The sequence below is a fragment of the Sphingomonas hankyongi genome, from assembly GCF_023516575.1.
In the GTDB taxonomy this organism is placed as follows: Bacteria; Pseudomonadota; Alphaproteobacteria; order Sphingomonadales; family Sphingomonadaceae; genus Sphingomicrobium; species Sphingomicrobium hankyongi.
In genome coordinates, this window is sequence record NZ_JAMGBE010000003.1 from 97,512 (window position 1) to 117,660 (window position 20,149).

Sequence of the window (20,149 nt, forward strand, 5' to 3'; positions counted from 1 at the left end):
TTCTATCGCCAATCAGACCAGCTCCACACCGTCGTCCGAAAAGCGGAGCCGCGTAGTCAGCAATGCCCGGAACGCATTGTATCCGCCACTGCCTGGGTGGAAGGCATGGAAGAAGAGTTGCGGATCCCCGTCGAGCCCTTGCGCTACGGAGGCATGACCGGGCGCGGTCCAGTCCTGGGTAGATTTGAGAAGCGGCGCGCCCTGCTTTTGATAGGGACCAAGAACGTGGTCAGCTACGGCTACACCAATCCCGTAGGCGGGCGTTCCGAAGTCATTCCCGGCGTAGAACAGCCAATATTTACCGTTCTGCCTCGTGCAGAACGGTCCCTCGATCAGATGCCCTTCCCAGTCCAGATCGTTGGTCAGCACAACCCTGTCCTTGCCGACGAGCGATCGACCGTCCTGCGCGATCCGCTGCGCTCGTACAGGTGTCGTCATCGCCTCCAGAATGGCGTCGGCGAGGCCATATTCGACAAGCGCACCTTTCAGACGCTGCCAGTTCTCCAGCGAAGCTTCGATTATACCCTGCATGAGGAAGAAGCGTTCCATGGGTCGCCGCGTGTTTGCCCAAGGGACGATGGCTGCGGCAAAAGCGGCGCTGCGTCGGTTTTCTTCCCCTTCGTACAAGCGCTCGATGAGCTGCGGCTGCTCGCGCAACATCATCGCCAGCGGCCTCGGCCAGATACCGTTGCTGTCGTCTTTCCAGAACAAATAGCGACTGCCGTCCGCGTCAGTGAAGATGTGAGAGTCGATCACGCCCCCACTGAGCGCACCATGCGGAACTCCCGTGGTGTTGATTTCCTTGCCGCGAACCAGCGGCTTGCCGTTGTCCGTGAACGGCCCGAACGGCGAAGGTCCCCGCGCGAGCCCGATCGCAAGCGCGTTCGATTTCTGCCGAGCGGTGTAGGCGACCCAATATTCATCGCCGACGCAGGTCATCTCGGGCGCCCAGAAGTCCGCGACATTGCGACCCTTGGCCGTCCATTCGGGTTCCTCACCCCTTGGGAATACAAAGCCCCGGTGCTCCCAATGGATCAGGTCCGTGGAATGAAGGATGGGGAAGGCGTCGGGAGCGTCGTTAGACGTCGCCAGCAGCACATAGCCATCGTCGGTCTTCAGGACTGCGGGATCGCCATAGCCGGCAAGAATCTGAGGGGAGACATTCTCGGTAAGCAGCGGCTGCCAATGCGTGGGAGTGCTGGGGAATTCGGCCGGCGGCGCATAGAAGTGCGGCAGTCGCGTCCCGAAATCCTGATGGAGTTGCCGAAACAGCTCATAATAATGCTCAGCCTCTCGTCCCGGTGTCACATAGGATTTCGATTGGTCGCCCGAGCCGACTGTCATGCGGATGCCCTCGCCTTCGTCCGCAGCGTCGACATCGTAACTTCGTGAGTGAGACCGAAGCATGAGGCTGCGGGATAGGTCGAGCCTCGCTGAGTGGAAACCCTTTTCCCGGCTATTTCAAGATTTTGACGACGCCCTCCAGGGAGTGTGCCGGGGTATTTAGGCTGCGGGACGGCGGAGCGTTCGAACCCTCATCCCCAACTCTTCAGCTCCTAGGCGCGGCGTCTCGCCGTTCGCCGGCTCATGGATATGCATGAGCGAATTCATCAGCGCCTCGTCCGGGCTTGAGCAGACGCCAAGCACTAGCGCTTCGTCGCACTCTTCGGCGGCGACATAGGCATGACCCATCATCGAATCGATGTAGATTGCCTCACCGGCCTTCAGTGTCACCGGATCGTAGAATTCGGTGTGGACGACGATCTCCCCTTCGAGAACGTGGATATATTCTTCGCCTGAGTGCGACACGAGGTCCCCGAACTCGTCGAGGGACTTGGCCCGGATCCGCGTCAGGACCGGAATCATGCGTTTCCGGCGCAGCTCAGTGCAGAGGTAATAATAATCGTAGTTCGGGGTCGTCACGCGAACCGCGTCGTCGACTCGTCCAATGCTCCGGCGCGCAGTGACTGCTTCCGGCGATTCGGTTTCAGCAAACAATTCCGAGATCGGAATATGCAGTTTCTGACTGAGCTGAGCGAGCTTGTCGTAGGTCAGCGTGAGTCGGTCATTTTCGACCTTCGAGAGAGTCGACACCGGAATGCCGCTGCGCTCGCTCATCTCGCGCAGCGTCCAATTCCTGTGACTTCTCAGTTCCTTAAGAATGCGGCCGAGCGTGGGTCGGTCGGTCACTGCACGCGCTCCCGTAATGAATTTGACTTTTTTCCGATCAGGATCATAAGGGCCTCATCCGACACAGATTAGCATGATAAGGCGATTTGGCTCCAATGAGCAAATCGTCTCAAAGGGGAGAGGGAAATGCGTAAACCGGCTGCACTCCTTGCGGCGATTCTTGGGGTGGCGCTTCTGTCTGGCGCTTATGCCCAAAGCGTTCAACCGACGCTTGGGCCGAGCCCGGCTCCGATAGCCGCGCCGGCTTCGGGTGCCGCTCCGGTGGCGCCGATTACAGGCGAGGCGGCGCAGCCGCTCACCGCGGACAACGTCAACGCCTGGCTCGATGGCTACATGCCCATCTCGATCGGCAAGAATGACATTCCGGGTGCGGTCGTAGTGGTCGTCAAGGACGGCCAGATCCTGACCAGCCGTGGCTACGGTTTCGCGGACGTCGCGAAGCGTAAGCCAGTCGATCCGCACACGACTCTCTTCAGGCCTGGGTCCACTTCCAAGCTGTTCACCTGGACGGCGGTCATGCAGCAGGTCGAGCAGGGCAAGCTCAACCTTGACGCAGACGTCAACACGTACCTCGATTTCAAGATTCCGCCGCGCAACGGCAAGCCGATCACGCTCCGCAACATCATGACGCACACGTCGGGGTTCGAAGAGCAGGTGATGGACCTGATCGCACTCGATCAGAAGAAATACGTCCCGTACGACCAGATCCTGAAGCGTTGGGTGCCCAAGCGGGTCTACGATCCGGGCACAACGCCGGCTTACTCCAACTGGGCGACCGCGCTGGCCGGCTACATCGTCAGCCGCGTTTCCGGCGAGCCATTCGAGACTTATATCGAGCGGCACGTCTTTGCTCCGGCCGGCATGAAGCTTGCCACTTTCCGGCAGCCGCTTCCGGCAAATCTCAAGCCTTACATGGCTGAAGGCTATCAGCCCGGTGAGGACAAGCCGTACGGTTACGAATTCGTGGGTGTGGCACCCGCGGGCAGCCTGGCCGCGAGCGGCGACGACATGGGCCGCTTCATGATCGCCCACCTTGCTAATCCGAGTCCGCTGCTGAAGCCCGAGACGAAGGCGCTGATGCATACGACGGCGAACGACCCGATCCCGGGCCTCCAGAAGATGTCCCTCGGTTTCTACCAGACGGACATCAACGGGCATCGCGTGGACTCGCACGGGGGCGATACGGTTGCGTTCCACAGCGACCTTCACTTGTTCCTCAACGACGGCGTTGGCCTCTTCGTGTCGTTCAACAGCGTAGGCAAGGAAGGCGCTGCCCATGCCTTGCGGAACACGCTGTTGGAAGAATTTGCCGACCGCTATTTCCCGGCTCCGGCTGACGCGACGCACAAGCTCGACGCGAAAGAGGCTCGCGCTAACGCAGAGAAGCTGGCCGGCACCTGGTCGACCTCCCGCCGGTCGTTCTCGAGCTTCGTCGGCATCACCGACCTGATCAGCCAGACAAGGGTCGGTGTTGGCGAGGACGGCACGCCGGTGGTTTCGGATGCGCTCTTCAACGGGCTCAATGGCCAGCCGCGCAAATGGGTCGCCGTCGGCCCGATGTTGTGGAAAGACGCCGACAGCCATGAGATGCTCGGCGCCAAGGTCGTGGACGGCCGGGCCGTTCGCTTCAGCCTCGGCAGCGTAGCTCCGATCATCGTGTGGGACCGGACGCCCTGGTACCAGAATTCGTCCTGGCTCCTGCCGCTCCTTTATCTCAGCCTTGCGGTCCTGCTTCTGACGATCGTGTTCTGGCCAGTGCGGGCGATCGTTCGGAAGCGCTACGGCGGAACGCTGGGCCTCGAGGGCCGTGAGCTCAAGGCTTACCGGGCGAGCAGGATCGGCGCCGTTGCGATCCTCGGTACGCTGGTCGCCTGGGCGGTCGCGATCTCGATGATGTTCAGCGACCTCAACCTTCTCAGCAAGGCGTTCCTGCCGGTCGTCATAGTCCTGCAATTGCTCGCCATCGTCTGCTTCATCGGCGGTGCAATCGCGATGCTCTGGTACGCGTCGACCGTCTGGAAACGCGCAGGCGGGTGGAAGGCGACGTGGAAGGCCAAGCTGTGGAGCCTTCTCCTCGTCGTGTCGGCGCTGACGGTCCTTTACGTTGGCGTCATCTACAAGCTCGTAGCGTTCGCGACGAACTACTGATGCTGAAGCTCGACTATCGCGTCGAGACGCATCGTCTCGCTGCGCCCTTCCGCATCTCCGGCTACGTTTTCGAAGAATCCGATGTGGTCGTCGTCGAGTTGGACGACGGCCAGCATCGGGGCCGGGGGGAGGCGGCCGGCGTCTATTATCTCGGCGACGGATCGCCGCAGATCGTCGCCCAGCTGGAATCGAACCGCGCTGCAATCGAAGCGTGCGGGAGCCGGGAGGCGCTCCGGCAGATGCTGCCTCCCGGCGGCGCCCGCAACGCCGTCGACTGCGCGCTGTGGGAGCTGGAGGCGAGCCGCCTCGGCGTTCCGGCACACCGCCTGGCTGGAATTGACGCTCCGCGGCCGCTGGTGACGACGTTCACCCTCGGAGCCGATGAGCCCGAAGTCATGGCTGAGGGCGCGCGGAAGTACGTTCAAGCACGCGCGATCAAGATAAAGCTCACGGGCAGTCTCCAGCTGGACATCGAGCGCGTGCGTGCGGTCCGGACCGCCCGACCCGACGTCTGGATCGGCGTCGATGCGAACCAGGGGTTCGGCATCAACGATTTGCCGGCGCTGGTCCACGCAATGGTTCAGCAGAAGGTCTCGCTGATCGAGCAGCCGCTGCCGCGCGGCAATGAGGCCGACCTGGACGGTTTCAAGAGCGAGATTCCGATCGCCGCCGACGAGAGCGTGCTTGGTCTGAGTGACGTGCCCGGCCTCGTCGGTCGGTTCGATGTCGTGAACATCAAGCTCGACAAGTGCGGCGGCCTGACGGAGGCGCTTCTCATGGCCGCCGAGGGGCGGAGACTGGGTCTCGGCGTCATGGTCGGAAACATGGTCGGGACCAGCTACGCGATGGCGCCGGCTTTCATCCTTGGGCAGCTGTGCGATTTCGTCGATCTCGACGGGCCAACCTTCCTGAAGGAAGATCGCGTACCGGGCGTGGTGTATAAGGACGGGACGATCTTCTGTCCCGACGAGGTCTGGGGCACTTCGGCGGCGGTGGCTGCCGCGTGAGCCAGCCGTCGAACTGGTTCGGTCAGCCGCGCGGACTGACGATCCTGTTCCTCACGAACATGTGGGAGCAATTCTCCTACTTCGGAATGCGGGCGCTGCTCGTCTATTACATGACGACGATGATGTTGTTCGGGCAGGAAAAAGCCTCCAGCATCTACGGCTTCTATACCGCCTTCGCTTATTTCACTCCGATCATCGGCGGGACGATCGCCGACCGTTGGCTCGGCAAGCGCCGTGCGGTCATCATCGGCGCTGCCGTCATGGCGGCAGGCCATTTCATGATGGCCTTTGAGTCGGCCTTCTACTTCGCACTTGCGACCATTGCCCTGGGCAACGGCCTGTTCCTTCCGACGCTGCCGAGCCAGATCAACGATCTCTACAAGGCAGGCGATCCCCGGCGTCCGTGGGCCTACAACGTCTATTATGTCGGCGTGAACGTCGGCGCCTTCCTGGCGCCCCTGGTCTGCGGATATCTCGGCGAAACATACGGCTGGCATTACGGCTTCGGTGCCGCCGGAGTGGGCATGCTCAGCGGATTGCTGATCTATCTCTACGGACAGCGATACTTGCCTGGCGACCAGAGCGCGACCGAGCCGGCGGCTCCAGCGGTTCCCGGCTCGCATCGTGGACGCGACACGTTTCTCCTCCTGCTCGGCATCGGCATTGCCGTGACTATCTTCCGCGGCGCATACGAGCAGATCGGCAACACCTTCGCGCTATGGATGCGCGACGACGTCAATCGCGTGATCGGCGGCGTCGAGATTGGCGCGTCGATGTTCTTCTCGCTGAATCCCTTGCTCGTGATGGTGATGACGCCTCCGCTTCTCGCCATGTGGAAGAGCCAGGCTGAGCGAGGCCGCGAGCTCTCGGTCATGCAGAAAATGGCAACGGGCGCGCTGATCGTCGCGGCGTCCTATCTTCTCGTTGCAGCTGCTGAAGCGGTGAGCGGAGGCGGTCGGGCGCACTGGCTGTGGCTGTTGTCCTATTTCGTGCTGTTTACGCTCGGCGAGCTGTACATCCTGCCGAACGGCCTCGGCATTTTCGCGCGCCTTGCGCCTCCTAAGCTTGGCGCCAGCACCGTGGCGGCCTGGTACCTTGCGATCTTCGCGGGCAGCCTCGCCGCAGGCCAGGTCGGGCGCCTGTGGAGCCGCGTCGGCCACATCCAGTTCTTCATACTGCTCGCCGGCATCGCGAGCGTCGCAGCGGTCCTGCTCTACTGCCTGGACCGGCCGACGAAAAACGTCCTGGCGCGCGCCGCGCCGCAGCCTGACCCAGAGGACCTGACCGACGTCCCGGAAGGGATCGCGAGGCCTCAAAATGTCTGAGCTCCAAACAAATTTCGGCGCCTGCGCGCGCCTCATCCGGCCCGAGGGAAGGGCGGGCCGGTCATCGATCAAAGGGGAGAAGTAATGACGAATATTGCACTTTCATCGCGCACGATCCTGTTCGCGACCGCTGCAACGCTGGCCTTTGGCTTCGCCAGTCCGGCGATCGCTCAGCAGGAGCAGCAGCAGCCGCCGCCGCAAGAAGACCAGAGCGCAACGGATGTGGACCAAAACGCGATCGTGATCACCGCGCAGAAGCGCGAGGAGAAGCAGCAGGACATCCCCATCTCGATCAGCGTTGTAAAAGGCGAGCAGCTGGTCAAAAGTGGCGCGACGCAACTGACGGAGATCGCCGGCTACATTCCCGGCTTCCAAGTCAGCACGCAAGGTGCGCCTGGGCAGGCAATTCTCACCTTGCGCGGAATTCCTCCTCTTGGCGGCAACGCGACCGTTGGCACGTATGTCGATGACGGTCCGGTCGGAGCGAGCACCGCGTATACCGAAAGTGGTGGTTTCACTGTCGACCTCCTGCCGTACGACCTAAACCGCATCGAAGTTCTGCGGGGGCCGCAGGGCACCCTGTACGGTGCCAGCACCCTGGGCGGATTGATCAAATATGTCACCCGTGCGCCTGACCTCGATGAATTCCGGGGCCAGGTGGGAGTCGAAGGCTTCACGATCAACAACGCTGGCGATCTGGGATATGCATTCCAGGGCTTCCTCAACGCGCCGATCGTTATGGATCGCCTTGCGGTCACTGCAAGCTTTGCGCATCGCAGGACGCCCGGTTGGATCGACAACGTGCAGACGGGCGAGAAGGACCAGAACAGCGTCGACCAAACGGGCTATCGCGGAAGCCTGTTGTGGCAGCCGACCGACAACTTCCACATTCGCTTGTCCGCGATGCATCAGAAGATCCATTCTGACAGCAGCGCCATCATCGTCGAGGATGTGGACGGCAATCCAATCGGCAACGGTCATTCCAACTTCAACTTTGTCCCCGAGAGCTTCAAGTCGAAGTTTCTAAATTTGGCCGGAACAGCCGAATATGATTTCGGCTTTGCCGCGCTTTCGTCGACGACCACCTACACCGACACCAAGCGGACGGAAGTGCAGGATGGAACCCGCCTTGTCGGCGTCCTTTTGGGCATTCCGGTAACGCCGTTCCAGAACGTCCTTACGCTGGAGAAGATCACCGAGGAAATCAGGCTGACATCCCCGTCCGGCGAGCGCTTCGAATGGCTGCTCGGCTATTTCTTCACCGATGAGGATGCCGGAAACGATCAAACCCTTCGCAGCTTCGATTCTGACTTGAACCCGCTTCCGGGATTGGATCCGCTTTACGTCGCGGGCCTTCCCTCGACCTATAAGGAGCATGCGCTCTTCGGTAACGCGACCTTCCGCGTCACCGATCAATTCTGGCTAACCGGCGGCCTGCGTTGGGCTCACAATGAACAGACATTCAAGCAGCTCATCACGTCGGACATCATTCCAGATGTGGACGAAGCCGGCACTTCAGATGAAAGCATCGTCACGTATAGCATCAGTCCACAGTTCCACCTGAACGACGACACGATGTTCTACGCACGAGTTGCCACTGGATATCGTCCGGGCGGGCCGAACGTGGCGCTACCGGGAGTTCCGCCAAGCTTCGACCCCGATACGATCACGAACTACGAACTGGGCGCGAAGACGAGCCTTGCCGATCGTACCGTCAACCTCGATGTCGCTCTGTTCCACATGAACTGGAAAGACATCCAGGTTAACAAGGCCTTCGGGGGAACCAGCGGCCTTGCCAACGGCAACGGTGCACGGAGCAACGGCATCGAGGCTGCCGTACTTTGGAGACCGGTGAGTGGGCTCAGCTTTGGTGCAAATGCCGCTTTCACAGACGCCGAATTGACCGACGATGCGCCTGAGATCGGCGGCTTAAAGGGAGATCGGCTGGCCGACGTTCCCAAATTCAGCGGCTCGCTTACGGCGGATTATAATTTCCGCATCGGGGGTCATCTCGCGGAGATTGGTGCGGGTGTCCGGCATACCGGCAAGCGCGTTTCCGATGTCGGCCCTTCCTTCACCGGCGAGCCAGGCGACCCTGCCAACAAGTTGAACATTTCCTCCTACACTGCGCTCGACCTCTTTGGCGCGGTAACCTTCTACGATCGCTTCAAGGTTCGGGCTTATGTCAGGAACCTCACGGACGATGGCGGACCGATTACCCGCGGAGTCGTGAGAAACCTCGCCAATGGACCCGCTTATATCAGCGTTGCTCCGGTGCAGCCGAGAACCGTCGGACTAGCGCTCGACGCCGAGTTCTAGTGGCCGAGATGCTGGGTCTCGGTACAGAGGAGACGTCACGAGATAGGCGGTCGAAAGAAGGCGAGCCGTCTGTCTTGCCTTCGCCCTATCTCCTGTTCCTCGGCGATACGACCGAGCCGGGCTATGCGAAGACTGCTTTCGGTCTTCGCGATTGGGCAAGGGACCGTTGTGTCGGGGAGTTCGTACTCCCCGGCGCGACGGTCACGACCGGCTTGCCTCAACTCACACCTGCGCAGGCGTGGACCGATGGTGCGCGCGCGCTGGTCGTCGGCGTCGCCAATTCGGGCGGTTTCATTGCCGAGAGCTGGATTCCAGCGCTTGAAGAGGCTCTCGAAGCAGGCCTCGACATCATCAGTGGAATGCATGCACGGCTGACGGACATTTCGGCGCTCGTTTACCGTGCCGAGCAGCTGGGGCGGCAGCTGATCGATGTTCGCACGCCACCGCCGGATATTCCAATCGCAAGCGGCCGCAAACGTAGCGGAAAGCGTTTGCTGACGGTCGGAACCGACTGCGCGTTGGGGAAGAAATATTCCGCGCTCGTGATCTCGCGAGCGTTGCGGGAGCGCGGAATCAGCGCGGACTTTCGAGCGACCGGGCAAACCGGGATCATCATTGCTGGGGCAGGCATTCCGATGGATTCGGTGGTGTCCGATTTCGCGGCAGGCGCAGCCGAGATGCTGACGCCTGATGCAGCCGAGGATCATTGGGACGTCATCGAAGGACAGGGATCGCTGCTGCACCCGTCCTACGCCGCCGTATCCCTCGCCCTGCTCCATGGCAGTCAGCCCGACGTGATCGTCGTTTGCCATGAAGCCGGGCGCGAGCGCATCCTTGGCCATGAGGAATTCCGCTTGCCCTCGATTGATGAGACGATCGCAGTGAACTTGTTGCTTGGCAGGAGGACCAATCCCGCGATCCGCTGCGGCGGTGTCTGCCTGAATACGAGCTCACTGAGTGAGGCGGAGGCCAATGCTCTGGTCGCCGCTGAGGAGGCGCGTCTCGGGATCGCTGTCGCCGACCCGATGCGCGGCGGTCCCGCGCTCGACCGTTTGATCGACAGCTGCCTGTCCGCCTGATGGCCGGATCGCGCGAGAGCTGGTTCAAACGGCTGCTCTTGCCGGGCTTAGGTGTCAAAGCCGTCGTAATCGGCGGCGGTTACGCAACGGGCCGCGAGCTTGCGGAGTTCTTCCTGTCTAACGGCCCGTGGGGCGGGCTGTATGCAATCCTGTTTGCCAGCCTCCTGTTCAGCGCCATTTGCGCTCTGACTTTCGTGCTCGCGCGGCGTTTCCAGACATTCGACTACAAAAGCTTCTTCAAGCGCCTGCTCGGGCCGGCCTGGCGCCTTTTCGAATTCGCCTATCTGCTGTTCGTCGTCCTCATTCTCGCCGTTTACGGCGCCGCGGCCGGAGCCATCGGCAACGCGGTCTTCGGGGCACCGGAATGGGCCGGCACCGTCGCGCTGATGGCCGGGATCGCTGCGGTTGTCGCGTTTGGAAACAAGGCTGTCGAACGCCTTTTCCGTGACGTCTCATATTATCTGTACGGGGTGTATGCACTATTCATCGTGCTGGCGCTGTGGAAGTTCGGCGATCGTGTTCCGGGCGGCTTCGAAGCTTTCCCCCAATCATCCGGTTGGGCGCTCTCGGGCCTAACGTACTTCGGATACAATATTGTCGGCGCTGTCGTGATCCTGCCGGTCCTGCGTCATCTGACTAGCGATCGCGACGCTGTGATTGCCGGTGTCATTTCCGGGCCGCTGACCATGCTCCCCGCGCTGCTGTTCTTCGTCCCGATGGTCGCTTTCTATCCGGATGTTCAGAGTGCGACCTTGCCGTCCGACTATCTGCTCGGACGGATCGGCATTCCTGCATTCCATTTGCTGTTCCAGGCCATGATATTTTCCGCTTTGCTCGAAAGCGGGACGAGCTCGGTCCACGCGATCAATGAGCGCATCGATCATGCCTGGAAGGCACGGCGCGGGCACGCTCTGTCGCATCGCGCGCGGCTGGCAATCGCGCTGGTGCTTCTCGTCGGCTGCATGTTCGTCGCCAGTCGCTTCGGGCTCGTTGCGCTGATCGCGAACGGATACCGCGCGCTCGCCTACATCTTGCTTGCGGTCTACGTGGTGCCACTGCTCACCATCGGAGTGTGGCAGCTTCGTCGCCGAGAAGCGACATCATCGTCATCATCATCTGTGGGGGAGTCGGAATGAGCGTTTTCGCAAAATTGCGCCTGGCGGCCGGAGCTTGCCTCCTCACTGTCGCAGCCACGGGCGGATCGGCCGCCGCTGCAGCGGAATATGATGTCGTGGTGAGGGGCGGCACGATCTACGACGGGAGCGGCGGGGCGCCGTACGCTGGGGACGTCGCCATCAAAGGCGATCGAATTGCCTATGTCGGACCCAAGGCTCCGGGAGCCGCCGCCAAATATGTCGATGCAAGCGGGCTGGCTGTCGCGCCCGGCTTCATCAACATGCTGAGCTGGGCCACCGAGTCCTTGATCGTCGATCCACGCGGACAGAGCGACCTGCGGCAAGGGGTCACGCTGGAAGTGATGGGCGAGGGTTGGTCGATGGGCCCCCTAAATGACGAGATGAAGAAGCTCAGCGTCCAGCGGCAAGGGGACATCAAATATCCGATCGAGTGGACGACTCTCGGAGAATATCTGGGCTATCTGGAGAAGAAAGGCATCGCGCTGAACGTCGCATCCTTCGTGGGCGCGACGACCGTCCGGCAGCACGAGCTTGGCGAGCGGGACGTCGATCCAAACGCGGAGCAGCTTCAGCGCATGCGGGCCCTCGTGCACAAAGCCATGGAAGAGGGCGCGTTAGGGGTCGGGACATCGCTCATCTACCCACCTGCCAGCTTCGCAGAGACCGACGAGCTGGTGGCGCTGACGAGCGAAGCAGCGGCGTGTGGTGGGATGTACATCAGCCACATGCGGTCCGAAGGCGATCGCCTGCTCGAGAGCATTGACGAGCTCATCGAGATCTCGCGGCGCTCGGGCGCTCCAGCAGAAATCTATCATCTGAAGCAGGCCGGCAGGGCGAATTGGGACAAGCTCGACCAGGCGATCGCCAAGGTGGAAGCAGCGCGGGCGAGCGGACTTCGCATCACGGCAGACATGTACACTTATACCGCCGGTGGGACGGGCCTCGCAGCGTCGATGCCGCCCTGGGTGCAGGACGGCGGAAACGAAGCCATGCTCGCGCGGCTTCGCGACCCTGAAATTGTCGCTCGAGTGAAGCGCGAGATGCTCCAGCCCGGAAAGGATTGGGAGAATCTCTACCTGCACGCCGGGCCCGAGGGAGTCTTGCTTGCGAATATCACCGAGCCCTCGCTCAAGCCTTTGATCGGGAAAACCGTGGCGGAGGCCGCCAAAATTCGCGGCGTGAGCCCCGAGCAGGCTGTCATCGACATCGTGATGGCCGATGAAGGGCGCACTGGAGCACTCTACTTCCTGATGAAGGAGGACAATGTCCGCAGGCAGACGGCGCTGCCGTGGATGAGCTTCGGCTCCGATGCCGAGGCTGCTGCGCCGGAGGGCGTCTTCCTGAAGTCGAGCACGCATCCACGCGCCTACGGGAACTTCGCACGACTGCTAGGCAAGTACGTCCGTGACGAGAAGACGACCTCATTGGCGGATGCGGTGCGGAGGCTTAGTTCCCTTCCCGCGGGGAACCTCGGTTTGCGCGACCGCGGGCATTTGCAGGCAGGGATGGCTGCGGACGTAGTCCTGTTCGACCCAGGGAAGATTGCGGATCACGCGACTTTCGAGAAGCCGATGCAGTATGCGACGGGTGTGAAGGACGTGTTCGTCAACGGCACGCAGGTGCTGAAGGACGGAGAGCCGACCGGCGCGACGCCGGGCCGTTTCGTGAAAGGACCGGGATGGACTGGCTGGCCCGGTGGCGGCGCATGCCGCAAAGGAGAGCGCGGTTAGCAGGGGGCAAACGCCACCTTGGGCTGTTAATCCCCGAAATCAGGTCAACACCCGATTTCACGCCCGCGTGATTGGACCGACTGCCGTTCATGGAGGCGATCTATGAACGTAGTCACGCGAGAGCCATTCCAGGCAGCCGAAGCCAAGACGCGGACGTCAAAGCCCCTAACGCGAGCGACGAAGGCTAAGGCACTGGCACCGAAGCCGAAAGCGCGCACTGCCAAACCCAGAGCGGCACCTCGGCAAAGGCGCCCGATCGCTACGCGCTCTGAGAAAATGTCCGGCAAGGCCTATGAGAAGAAGCTTCTGAAACTGCAGACAGAGCTATGTTACCTGCAGGATTGGGTGCGCGAAACAGGCGCTCGGATCGTCATTGTGCTCGAAGGCCGCGATACCGCGGGGAAGGGCGGGCTGATCAAGCGAATGACCGAGAGAGTGAGCCCACGCACGTTCCGGGTCGTCGCGTTAACGGCGCCAAACGAGCGCGAGCGCACCAAACTCTACTTGCAGCGCTACATTGAACATTTCCCTGCTGCCGGCGAGATCGTGATCTTCGATCGCAGCTGGTACAATCGCGCGGGCGTCGAGCGAGTGATGGGCTATACCCCGGAGAAGGACGTCGAGAAATTCCTTCAGAACGTTCCAAAGTTCGAGAACTGGCTCGTTGAATCCGGTATAATTCTTATCAAGCTGTGGCTTGAGGTGGGGAAGGACGAGCAGGATCGCCGCTTCCGCCAGCGGGTCGAGGATCCACTGCGGCAGTGGAAGCTCAGCCCCATGGACGTGAAGTCTTATTCGCGCTGGTATGATTACTCGCGAGCCCGCGATGCAATGTTCGAAGCGACCAGCCGCTCGCCCGCATTCTGGTATGTCGTGAATAGCGATGACAAGAAGCGGGCGCGGCTGAATGGGATCAAGCACATCCTGTCCCAAATCCCGTACAAGAAGGTTAAGCGGCCCAAGGTTCACCTGGGTAAGCGATCAAACAAGCATCGTTATGACGACAAGCTGAAAACTCAGAAGGTGAAGTTGGTGCGCGAAGTCTACTGAACTGGCATGACGAGGTAGCAAAGTGCCAGGAAGCGTCGCCGAAGCCGGGCAGGAAAAGCCCTTGGCGCCCACCAACGTCGGCCTGACGCGTCGCGGGCCCTTGGCTGATTGGCTCCCGGGTTTCGGGATGCTGCGGGAATACCAGCTTCCCTGGCTCCGCAATGACATCGTCGCCGGCATCGTGCTTTCGACGATGCTCGTCCCAGTGGGGATCGCTTATGCGGTCGCGTCGGGCGTCCCAGCCATTTATGGGCTGTATGCGACGATAGTTCCGTTGATCGTATACGCGCTTTTCGGACCCAGCCGCATTTTGGTCCTCGGGCCGGACTCCTCACTGGCACCGATCATCCTTGGAGTCGTCCTGCCGTTATCGTCGGGTGATCCGGGGCGAGCGGTGGCCATTGCAAGCGCAATGGCCATCGTCGCGGGCGCCGTGTGCATCGTTGCTGGCATCGCCAAACTCGGCTTCATCACCGAGCTGCTGTCGAAGCCGATCCGGTACGGCTACATGAACGGGATCGCGCTCGCGGTCCTCATCAGCCAGCTTCCCAAGCTCTTCGGTTTCTCTATCGAGAGCAATGGCCCGGTCCGCGACCTCTGGGCAATCGGGAAGGCGGTTGCTGAAGGCGCCGCGAACTGGCCCGGGACGGCCCTGGGCGTGGCGACTTTGGCGCTTATCCTCCTCCTTAAGGCCCATAAACGCATGGGAGCGATCCTCGTCGCGGTCATATTGGCTACGTTGGTGGCCGGGTGGTTCGACCTGTCGCAGCGTTATGGGGTGAAAGTCCTTGGGCCCGTCCCGCAGGGACTACCCAAGTTCGCGCTGCCCTGGCTCCAGACGAGCGACTTGGTTTCGGTCTTGGCTGGTGGGATCGCGGTGGCCATCGTCGCTTTTGCCGATACGAGTGTCTTGTCGCGAACCTTTGCGGCGCGAACAGGAACTCGTGTCGACCCAAACCAGGAGATGGTCGGCCTTGGTGCCGCGAACCTCGCGGCGGGTTTCTTCCAGGGTTTCCCGATCAGCAGCAGCTCATCGCGGACACCTGTCGCCGAAGCGGCCGGAGCGAAGACGCAGATCACGGGCGTCGTTGGGGCGCTGATCGTCGCGCTCGTGATCGTCGCTGCGCCGAATCTGTTCAAGGACCTGCCCTATGCTGCCTTGGCTGCGGTGGTCATCGCGGCGGCGATCGGCCTGTTCGAGTTCGCCGACCTGGGCCGTATTTATCGCATCCAGAACTGGGAGTTCTGGCTGTCGATCGTATGCACCGTGGGGGTCGCCGTCTTCGGAGCCATAACCGGCATCGGCATCGCAATCGTCCTCGCTGTCATCGAATTCCTGTGGGACGGATGGCGTCCGCACTGGGCGGTATTAGGCAAGCCGGATGGTGTTGACGGCTATCACGACATCACTCGCTATCCTGAGGCGGCTACCGTCCCGGGGCTTTTGCTCTTTCGCTGGGATGCCCCTCTGTTCTTCGCCAATGCCGAACTGTTCAACCAGCGGGTTCTGGACGCCATTGCGGCGTCCTCATCGCCCGTGAAACGGATAGTCGTCGCCGCTGAGCCCATCACCAGCGTCGACGTCACGTCCGCCGACTCTCTCACCGAGCTGGACAAGCTTTTGAAGGACGACGGCATCGAGCTTTGCTTTGCCGAGCTCAAGGATCCGGTGAAGGACAAGCTCAAACGCTTTGGGCTTCTGAAAGAGTTCGGCGAGGCCCGGTTCTTCCCGACGAAAGAGTCAGCCGTGGGCAATTATCTCAAGACCAGGCGCGACTGACCCACTTAGGAACCTCAGATACTGGAAAACCCCGATGGCCGAGAATCTGCCGGCGGCACATTCCTCAGCTAGCGTAAGCAGCCTTGCGCGCTGCTCCGCCCGAACTGGTCGAGGAGGAACTCGGTGGCCGCGGAAGGCAAAATCGATCCCATGCATCAGTTCGCGATCGAACCGATCGCGCCTCTTCATATCGGTCCTTACGACATCAGTTTCACGACCAGCGCGGCATGGATGCTCGTCGCTTTGGTCATAGTAGTCGGTTTCATGGCGATCGGGATGCGCCGGGAATTGGTGCCGGGCCGATGGCAAATGGCCGTCGAGGGGCTGACCGGGTTCATCGATAATATGGTTCAGGTGAACATTGGGCCCGAGGGCCGCAAGTTCGTGCCCTACATTTTCTCCTTGTTCACCTTTATCCTCGTCTCGAACCTGATCGGGCTTCTTCCGCTGGCCATCATCCCCGGATTTCACCCGTTCACGACCACCAGCCAATTCTCCCTCACCGGCGTTCTCGCCGTGCTTAGCTTCTCGATGGTGGTGATCGTCGGATTTTGGCGGCACGGCCTGCATTTCCTGTCGCTATTCGTCCCCCACGGCACGCCCAAGCCCATGATCCCGCTGATCGCCGTGATCGAGTTCATCTCCTTCATGGTCCGGCCGTTCAGCCTCGGCCTCCGGCTCTTCGTCGCAATGATCGCCGGTCACATCCTGATGGAGGTCTTCGGGAGCTTTATTGTGAACGGGCTCAATGGCGGCGGCGTCGGCTGGGCCGTTGGTGGGCTGAGCTTCCTTTTCATCGTGTTCGTGGTGGCCCTCGAGCTTCTGATGTGCGTCATCCAGGCCTACGTCTTTGCCCTGCTGACTACCCTTTACCTCAGCGACGCGATCAACCTGCACTGATGCCCCAGATCACCCAACTCGCGACGGTCTTTGCGTCCCAGCTCTTCTGGCTGGCGGTTGTATTCGGGATCATCTTCTTCGTCGTGGGCCGCCGAATGGTCCCGCAAATCCGTTCGACTGTCGCCGTGCGCGAGCAGAAGATCGCGGAGGACGTCGAAAAGGCGAAGGCGGCCCGAGCCGCAGCGGACACGACGGAGGCCGAGTGGCGAGCGCGGATGGACGAGGCGCGGCTCGAGGCTGCTAGGGTCGCGCAGGAGGCGCGACGGCAAATCGCCCTGGAAAACGAAGCGAGGATCAAGGCGGCTCTCGATAAGGTCGACGCAAAGGTCGACAAGGCGAGGCAGAGAATCTGGACATCCGTCCAGGCCGCACGGGCGGAACTTGAGACTGTCGCCTCCGACGCTGCCCAGCAGATGGTCGAACAGCTTACCGGCCTTAAGGTGGGCGGCGATGAAGCCGCACGGGCCGTTGCAGCCGAGCTCCAAATGCTTGGTGGCCAAGGGCAGCCTGATCCAGCTATGTTGGGTAAAGGCAAGTCAAAGCGAGCGGCTTCCAGAGCGAGGTAGGCAATGCAGGACCGTATTTTCGGCGACCGCGAGAAGGCGATGGAGGAAGCTTATTTCCGCCAGGAAGACGCCAAGCTTCTCGACAAGCTTCGCCATCGCGCCAACCTCGATGAGATTGCCCTGGCGCTTCGCGACAAATTGCGGGTCGATGATCCCGATCTTCTTCAGAAAGTGCGGGATTTAGGAATCGACGCTGACAGCGCGTCTGCGTTCTTCGTAGCTCCGCTGCTGCAGGTTGCATGGGCTGAGGGAAAAGTGACCAGGGAAGAGCGGGATACCGTACTTCTGTTGGCCCGGAAGCGTGGAATCGATCCGGAATCGCCGGCCTACGTAAAGCTCGGAGAATGGCTCCACGTACGGCCTTCCGACGAATTCTTCGATACCGCCGGCGAAGTCCTGAACGCGGCCTTCGCAGTGCTCACGCCGGCAGAGCGGGAGGAACGCATCTTGTCGATCGTCCATGCATGCCAGGAAGTAGCCGAAGCGTCAGGCGGTCTCGGGCGGCTGCTGGGGTTGGGAGACGGGGTTTCGAGCATGGAAGCGGCGACGCTCGACAAGATCACTCGGACGCTGCGTAGCCATCACTGAACGGCGGCAGTCGACTACTCGAACCAGTCCCAGATATTCTTGCTTGAGAACGACCATTTGAAGGTCGTCTGCAGGCGCGTGTCCGTGCCTGTGTCGCCGTCATTATCCGTGCGCTTGCCCCACAGGAGCTCGGCGCCGACGAGCACGTTGTCCAGCGGCGTCCAGAGGAGGTTGGCCGAGGCATATTCGCCTTTGTGGAAGGCCGTCGGTTCCTGGAAATTGGTGTTGTCCACCTTGGTGAAGCTGTAACCGATTGCCGAGCTAAGCTGCTTTGACCACTGAAGATCGGCATAGGCGGAAATGCCAAGCAGCTTCACAGCCACCGCTCGCGGCACGATCAGGATGCCATCCGGGCCCTGTTGAATCTCTACAGCAGGGGCCAGATCCATGCCGCCGTCGTTCATATAGGTTGCGATGCCGCGCCCGTAGACGACGCCCAGCCGTGGAGTGACCATGCCCAGCTTGATTGCCGAGGTCGCGTTCAGGCCCCATCCCGTCTCATGCCCCTCCGGCTCATTGCCGTCGGTTCCGCGGGTTTCGAATCCGATCTTGCGAAGGATACCGGCGAGGCGGACATGGCCCCAATCGCCGCCATAACGGACGGCGGCGGTCAGGTCCGGCAGTTCCTCATTGGACTGGATGTTGGCGGCGACATTTTCATCGATCAGGCGGATCCGGCCGGGGTCGATGTCGTCACTCGGATGTTCGAGGGCGACCGCGGCCTCGAAGCCGCCATTATTGACGAAGGTCCAACGCAGCTGCGGGTTGCGCACGAACACCATTCCGGTCGGGCCCCAATAGTCGACGACGTTCGGGAAGATGTCGCCGTCCATGAACAAGGTGTTTGTCTGGCCGGCCAGGAATGGCCCCCATTTGCCGTAGATGTGGCGGACGCGGAACGTGGTCTGGCCGGCATCGACGCCGGTCCCGTAAAGGTCGAACTCGAACTTGGCCTCGTAAGGCTTGCCTGCGACTTCGCCCGTGGCCTTGGCGCCGAGGCGCGACTGGCGGACGCTGAAGATGGACTGGCCGTCGCCCCCGAATTCCCCCTCCTGGGTCGGAATGCGGGAGGGACGTAACGTCGCGTCCCAGTCCGGGTTCACGCGCTTGAAATCCTGGATCGCGTCCAGCTGGACGAATCCATAGAGCTCCAGATTATGATCCTTCATCCGCTTTTCGGCGGGGGGAGTGTACTGGATTGGCGGAGCTTCCGTGGAAACCCCGAGGCGCGTCTCCAGCCGATTGATGCGCGCCCTAAGCTCTTGGAGTTCCTGCACGGCCTGAGTGCGCTCGGCGTCGGTGAGTGGCGGCTGCTGCGCCTCCTCCGCCAGAGCCGGCGTTGCGATGCAGGCAGCGGTTGCAGCCAGAAGAAGCTTACGCATCGGACCCCCAGTCCCGCTTGGTTAGGACGGGGCGATTATGAGGAGGGGTCTACCCTCGGTAACTCAGGGTGAATCCGAACAACAGCCTTAGGAATTACCTAGACGGCGTCGAGCCCGGCTTCGCGGAAAATCGCGATCGCCTTCTCGACGCCATCGCGCGTGGGCGTCTCGGTAGCCGCAAGCTTGTAGTCGAGGTTCAGACGCTCCCATTTGTACTTGCCCATCTGGTGGAACGGCAGAATCTCTGCGCGCTCAACCACGCCGAGTGAGGCCGCGAAATCGGCCACTGCCTCCATCTCTTCCGGGATATCCGTCAGGCCGGGTACCAACACGTAACGAAGCCACATCGGCCGCTTCAGTTCGGCGAGGCGATTGGCAAATTCGAGGACGTCCTCATTGTGCATTCCGCCCGTTACGAGCTCATGCTGCGCTCGGGTGAAGGCTTTCATGTCGAGGATCACCAGGTCGATGTTACGGATGTCATCATCTGACAGTCGGTCGCCAAAATAGCCGTTCGTCTCGATGGCTGTGTGCACGCCCATTTGCTTGACCGCCGACAGGAGGCGCGCTGCGAAGCGATCCTGCATCAGGGGTTCCCCGCCGGAAAGCGTGAAGCCGCCGTGCATCGCCTTGAGGCCGTTCGAATATTTGCGAACCTCATCGATTGCCTTCTCGAGCGTGACCGGAATGCCGTTGCTGAGCGTCCAGGTATCCGGGTTGTGGCAATATTGGCATCTGAACATGCACGCAGTGGTCCACGCCACGAGCCGAATTCCGGGTCCGTCGACAGCCGAGCCGGTAGTAAAACTGTGAAGGAAACCCATGTCGCCCGTCTTGAGCGCCGATCGAACGTCGGTTTCAGGCACATCCTCGCCGAGGTGCACCCGCATCTCAAAGGGAGATTTCGCCTCGAGCGGTGGGCGCTCGATGGCCGTTTCTGTTGCCACCG

Annotated in this window: 16 protein-coding genes; 12 read left to right on the forward strand and 4 right to left on the reverse strand. The window is 61.4% G+C overall.

What is annotated here, in order from left to right; genetic code table 11:
* Positions 1–12 precede the first annotated feature (12 nt).
* Positions 13–1,344: a glycoside hydrolase family 43 protein gene (locus LZ538_RS09040; RefSeq protein WP_249831696.1), complete on the reverse strand. Its 1,332-nt coding sequence runs from the start codon at positions 1,342–1,344 to the stop codon at positions 13–15.
* A gap of 159 nt (positions 1,345–1,503) precedes the next feature.
* Positions 1,504–2,118, reverse strand: a complete 615-nt coding sequence (locus tag LZ538_RS09045) for a helix-turn-helix domain-containing protein (protein ID WP_283937775.1) — start codon at positions 2,116–2,118, stop codon at positions 1,504–1,506.
* A gap of 198 nt (positions 2,119–2,316) precedes the next feature.
* On the opposite strand from LZ538_RS09045, the gene LZ538_RS09050 reads away from it, so the two are divergent.
* The 12 genes from LZ538_RS09050 (at position 2,317) to LZ538_RS09105 (ending at position 17,818) form a co-directional block, all read left to right on the forward strand.
* Entirely contained in the window at positions 2,317–4,338 is a 2,022-nt protein-coding gene (locus tag LZ538_RS09050; protein ID WP_249831698.1) for a serine hydrolase domain-containing protein, read from the forward strand.
* On the forward strand, positions 4,338–5,345 hold the full coding sequence (locus LZ538_RS09055; RefSeq protein WP_249831699.1) for a dipeptide epimerase: 1,008 nt from the start codon (positions 4,338–4,340) through the stop codon (positions 5,343–5,345). Before LZ538_RS09050 ends, LZ538_RS09055 begins: the two co-directional genes overlap by 1 nt.
* Entirely contained in the window at positions 5,342–6,670 is a 1,329-nt protein-coding gene (locus LZ538_RS09060; protein WP_249831700.1) for a peptide MFS transporter, read from the forward strand. Before LZ538_RS09055 ends, LZ538_RS09060 begins: the two co-directional genes overlap by 4 nt.
* 84 nt (positions 6,671–6,754) lie before the next feature.
* Positions 6,755–8,989: a TonB-dependent receptor gene (locus LZ538_RS09065; RefSeq protein WP_249831701.1), complete on the forward strand. Its 2,235-nt coding sequence runs from the start codon at positions 6,755–6,757 to the stop codon at positions 8,987–8,989.
* Positions 8,990–9,063: 74 nt separating this feature from the next.
* On the forward strand, positions 9,064–10,068 hold the full coding sequence (locus tag LZ538_RS09070; RefSeq protein ID WP_249831702.1) for an N-acetyltransferase DgcN family protein: 1,005 nt from the start codon (positions 9,064–9,066) through the stop codon (positions 10,066–10,068).
* 38 nt (positions 10,069–10,106) lie between these two features.
* A complete protein-coding gene (locus LZ538_RS09075; RefSeq protein ID WP_347402760.1) occupies positions 10,107–11,204 on the forward strand; it encodes a YkvI family membrane protein in 1,098 nt (365 codons plus the stop codon).
* The gene (locus LZ538_RS09080) at positions 11,201–12,934 is read left to right on the forward strand and encodes an N-acyl-D-amino-acid deacylase family protein (RefSeq protein WP_249831704.1); all 1,734 of its coding nucleotides are present in this window, start codon (positions 11,201–11,203) and stop codon (positions 12,932–12,934) included. Before LZ538_RS09075 ends, LZ538_RS09080 begins: the two co-directional genes overlap by 4 nt.
* A 276-nt stretch (positions 12,935–13,210) precedes the next feature.
* Entirely contained in the window at positions 13,211–13,984 is a 774-nt protein-coding gene (gene ppk2, locus LZ538_RS09085; RefSeq protein ID WP_249831705.1) for a polyphosphate kinase 2, read from the forward strand.
* Positions 13,985–14,006: 22 nt separating this feature from the next.
* Entirely contained in the window at positions 14,007–15,764 is a 1,758-nt protein-coding gene (locus tag LZ538_RS09090; RefSeq protein ID WP_249831706.1) for a SulP family inorganic anion transporter, read from the forward strand.
* Between the two features lie 123 nt (positions 15,765–15,887).
* The gene (locus LZ538_RS09095; protein ID WP_249831707.1) at positions 15,888–16,664 is read left to right on the forward strand and encodes a F0F1 ATP synthase subunit A; all 777 of its coding nucleotides are present in this window, start codon (positions 15,888–15,890) and stop codon (positions 16,662–16,664) included.
* Positions 16,664–17,230, forward strand: coding sequence for a F0F1 ATP synthase subunit B family protein (locus tag LZ538_RS09100; protein ID WP_249831708.1), 567 nt, complete (start codon positions 16,664–16,666; stop codon positions 17,228–17,230). The genes LZ538_RS09095 and LZ538_RS09100 overlap by 1 nt, the downstream gene beginning before the upstream one ends.
* A 3-nt stretch (positions 17,231–17,233) precedes the next feature.
* Positions 17,234–17,818, forward strand: coding sequence for a hypothetical protein (locus LZ538_RS09105; protein ID WP_249831709.1), 585 nt, complete (start codon positions 17,234–17,236; stop codon positions 17,816–17,818).
* Positions 17,819–17,832: 14 nt separating this feature from the next.
* Here the strand turns inward: LZ538_RS09105 and LZ538_RS09110 are convergent, their stop codons facing one another.
* Together LZ538_RS09110 and pflA are read right to left on the reverse strand one after the other, a co-directional pair.
* Positions 17,833–19,200 (reverse strand): DcaP family trimeric outer membrane transporter, encoded by a 1,368-nt coding sequence (locus tag LZ538_RS09110; RefSeq protein ID WP_249831710.1) that lies wholly within the window; start codon positions 19,198–19,200, stop codon positions 17,833–17,835.
* Positions 19,201–19,298: 98 nt separating this feature from the next.
* Entirely contained in the window at positions 19,299–20,147 is an 849-nt protein-coding gene (gene pflA, locus LZ538_RS09115; protein ID WP_249831711.1) for a pyruvate formate-lyase-activating protein, read from the reverse strand.
* Positions 20,148–20,149: the final 2 nt, after the last annotated feature.

Bases quoted from the DNA above. Each gene is read 5' to 3' on its own strand.
- LZ538_RS09040 (WP_249831696.1), bottom strand. From the start codon at position 1,344: ATGACAGTCGGCTCGGGCGACCAATCGAAATCCTATGTGACACCGGGA.
- LZ538_RS09045 (WP_283937775.1), bottom strand. From the start codon at position 2,118: ATGAGCGAGCGCAGCGGCATTCCGGTGTCGACTCTCTCGAAGGTCGAA.
- LZ538_RS09050 (WP_249831698.1), top strand. From the start codon at position 2,317: ATGCGTAAACCGGCTGCACTCCTTGCGGCGATTCTTGGGGTGGCGCTT.
- LZ538_RS09055 (WP_249831699.1), top strand. From the start codon at position 4,338: ATGCTGAAGCTCGACTATCGCGTCGAGACGCATCGTCTCGCTGCGCCC.
- LZ538_RS09065 (WP_249831701.1), top strand. From the start codon at position 6,755: ATGACGAATATTGCACTTTCATCGCGCACGATCCTGTTCGCGACCGCT.
- LZ538_RS09080 (WP_249831704.1), top strand. From the start codon at position 11,201: ATGAGCGTTTTCGCAAAATTGCGCCTGGCGGCCGGAGCTTGCCTCCTC.
- ppk2 (WP_249831705.1), top strand. From the start codon at position 13,211: ATGTCCGGCAAGGCCTATGAGAAGAAGCTTCTGAAACTGCAGACAGAG.
- LZ538_RS09100 (WP_249831708.1), top strand. From the start codon at position 16,664: ATGCCCCAGATCACCCAACTCGCGACGGTCTTTGCGTCCCAGCTCTTC.
- LZ538_RS09105 (WP_249831709.1), top strand. From the start codon at position 17,234: ATGCAGGACCGTATTTTCGGCGACCGCGAGAAGGCGATGGAGGAAGCT.
- LZ538_RS09110 (WP_249831710.1), bottom strand. From the start codon at position 19,200: ATGCGTAAGCTTCTTCTGGCTGCAACCGCTGCCTGCATCGCAACGCCG.